Annotated in this window: 2 protein-coding genes; both read right to left on the bottom strand. The window is 60.1% G+C overall.

Translation table 11 applies throughout. From position 1 onward, the window contains the following. Nucleotides 1–193 precede the first annotated feature (193 nt). Nucleotides 194–517 (bottom strand): type II toxin-antitoxin system RelE/ParE family toxin, encoded by a 324-nt coding sequence (locus Tther_RS13135; protein ID WP_143904574.1) that lies wholly within the window; start codon nucleotides 515–517, stop codon nucleotides 194–196. Then, on the bottom strand, nucleotides 514–777 hold the full coding sequence (locus Tther_RS13140) for a type II toxin-antitoxin system ParD family antitoxin (protein ID WP_143904576.1): 264 nt from the start codon (nucleotides 775–777) through the stop codon (nucleotides 514–516). The genes Tther_RS13135 and Tther_RS13140 overlap by 4 nt, the downstream gene beginning before the upstream one ends. Nucleotides 778–1302 lie beyond the last annotated feature (525 nt).

Below are 1302 nucleotides of genomic sequence, written 5' to 3' on the forward strand. Positions count from 1 at the left end.
GATGTAGCTGAACATCGCCCCCTGGAAGTCTTGACTGCCTCTCATCGTGCTCGTCTGCGTTGTTCTCGGTTGGCCTCAGATCGTACCGCCCGACGCGGGGGGTGGCGAGGGATTTTTCAACGGCCTGCTAGGTTTCCCCGGCGGGCGCATGTATCAGCACTACATCGATAGCTTATCTTGTGTGTTCAAACATTCAAGTGGGTTTTGTCGGGGGTGTTGAATATTTTTCCGCGAACTGCACTTCGATGTCCATCGCGCCGTGCAACACCCGGACGATGCGCACCAGACCAGGCTCCTCAACGAAAAACACAACGTAGTTGCCGTAGGCGCAAGAGCGGATGCCTTCGCCAAGTTCCGGCCTGGGCCGGTAGGCTTGGGGCGCCTGCGTGATCTTTCGGCACTGCGCGCGCAGCTCCCGAACAAAACTCATCGCCCGCCGAGGGTTGTCGCGAGCGATGTACAGGCCGATGTCGTTCAGATCTCTCCTGGACTGCGGGGTATAGACCAAGCGCGTCATACGGCTTTTTCAGCCATTGCTTGCAGCTTGGCTTCCAACTCGTCAAACACTTCCTCCTCCGACAGGTCCGGCCCGCTGGCCAGCCCCACCGCAATCGCTTCGCGCAGTGCTTGCAGCTTGGCCGCTTGTTCGGCTTCGCGCTCCTCGAGCAGGCGCAGTGCGGCGCGCACCACCTCGCTGACGTTGTTGAAGCGGCCCGAGGCGACCTGCTGGCGGATGAAGGCCTCGAAATGAGAACCGAGCGCCACAGTGGTTGGCATCGCAATTCCTCCTGACGACTAATAACAGTTATTAGACTCAGCCTGCCGTCCTTTGTCAACAATTGCCCCAATCCAGCCACGTACCAAAGCGCCGATCCCGCTGCAGGGCCACTGCCCCCGACCGCCTCCAGCGCATCCCGCCCGGCCGGCGCAACGCCGGTGTTCTTACCGACCATCATCTGCCCGAGTGCTGTGGCACCCGACAGTCGGTCGAGCCAGGCGCGCACGCCGCCCGCGCCGGGCAGCCAGGCGAACACCCCGCCCAGAAACGACAACGCCCACCGGGGCTTGCGGCGGGCGCATGTATCAGCACTACATCGATAGCTTATCTTGTGTGTTCAAACATTCAAGTGGGTTTTGTCGTCGGGTACTGTATTTTCACGCGCGAAGCGCCACGAGCGGATTGTGCAACCTCTTTTCTGTAAATTTCCGGTTGGGTGGTCATGACAACCGGGTTACAGGTTGAAGTTGAGATAGACCTTGCCGGTCAGCCACTCGTCGTCGAGTTCGGCGAGCATTGCGGAA

Origin of the sequence: Tepidimonas thermarum (assembly GCF_007556705.1) — a bacterium.
GTDB lineage: Bacteria > Pseudomonadota > Gammaproteobacteria > Burkholderiales > Burkholderiaceae_C > Tepidimonas > Tepidimonas thermarum.

What these genes read in the sequence shown, in the direction of transcription:
- Tther_RS13140 (WP_143904576.1), bottom strand. Translation starts at nt 777, where the DNA reads ATGCCAACCACTGTGGCGCTCGGTTCTCATTTCGAGGCCTTCATCCGC.
- Tther_RS13135 (WP_143904574.1), bottom strand. Translation starts at nt 517, where the DNA reads ATGACGCGCTTGGTCTATACCCCGCAGTCCAGGAGAGATCTGAACGAC.